This window comes from Pseudanabaena sp. UWO310 (assembly GCF_006861605.1).
Lineage (GTDB): Bacteria > Cyanobacteriota > Cyanobacteriia > Pseudanabaenales > Pseudanabaenaceae > Pseudanabaena.
The window spans coordinates 1-1210 of the sequence record NZ_SELU01000123.1; the positions used below are offsets into that span (position 1 = coordinate 1).

The window sequence follows — 1210 nt, forward strand, 5'->3', positions numbered from 1 at the left end:
TATTTCTAAGAAATGGACAATGCCCATTCGCGATTGGAAACCCGCCCTTAATCGATTTGCTATCCTCTTTGAGGATCGTCTCCACATCTAGCTTCTAGACTTTACACAAAATGCTTGACAGTCTCGATACTCATACTCATCAACTATTCCATAATGCGCCGCTAGTTCCGCCCCAATCTGAACTTTGCCAGTTCGCCTCATCCGATCTGGATCGTTACCTAGCGCAGCAATTACTCTACCGACAAATAAAGGAGTTTCCCAATTAAACTTATCCGCGATCGCGCTAACACCAACATTACTCTCAGTACCCTCAAGGTTTTCTTCCGCCAAATGATGAAACTGCTCAGTGCCGACAATCCCCGGCCAGAGGGAAATCGAAGCAACATTAAACGGCTTGAGTTCGACTGCCATCTCAGCCGCAAGGCGATCGCAAGCAGATTTACCAGTACCATAGGCAACGCCAAAAATAGGAGCTAATCCCCCCCAAGAAGAAATTGTCACGATTAAGCCTTGCTTGCGTTGAGCCATCATTTTTGCGGCAAAATGACTTGCCACATAGTGACTTCGCAAACCGACTTGATTGCAAGCATCCCAAAGACTCAGATCTGCTTCCCAAAATGGTTTACCCTTCGCATCTATTAGCGATCGCACACCACCATAGGCATTATTCACCAACAGATCTAATTGTCCATTTTGTTCGCGATCGATTTGCTCAAATAGAGATTTAATCTGCTCATCATCACTGTGATCGACGGGAACGGCAATACATATCCCACCTGCTTTTTCCACTGCGGCTTTAGTCTCTAATAAACTACCCGAAATAGAATCTGTAGAATTATCAGCATTCACACTGCGCCCCGTGATATAAACCAATGCACCTGCTTCACCCAAAGCAATAGCAATACCTTTACCAATTCCCCTTGATGCTCCTGTTACCAGAGCCGCCTTACCTTTTAAATTTCCTGACATGAAAAATCATCTCTATTTCGCGAACTACTTTACAAGTATCGCTTACTAATGAATAGGCGAGCTACAAGATAGCTTGAATCTTCCCTAAGAAATATTTCCAGAAATTAATTGAGAACATTAGACTTGTTGGGAAATAAAAGCAAAGCACAGAGGTGATTTTACTTTTTCTGTCCATTGCAAGCAAAATCTAAATAGAAGTTCCATAAGCCAGCCGCATTCAACATGAGACGGTCATCAAAAT

Annotated in this window: 1 protein-coding gene; it reads right to left on the reverse strand. The window is 43.2% G+C overall.

The features are described 5' to 3' along the window. Positions 1–87 precede the first annotated feature (87 nt). Positions 88–969, reverse strand: a complete 882-nt coding sequence (locus PseudUWO310_RS22555) for an SDR family NAD(P)-dependent oxidoreductase (RefSeq protein WP_143190599.1) — start codon at positions 967–969, stop codon at positions 88–90. Positions 970–1210 lie beyond the last annotated feature (241 nt).

Excerpts from the sequence above, each read along its gene's own strand:
- PseudUWO310_RS22555 (WP_143190599.1), bottom strand. The coding sequence starts at position 969 with ATGTCAGGAAATTTAAAAGGTAAGGCGGCTCTGGTAACAGGAGCATCA.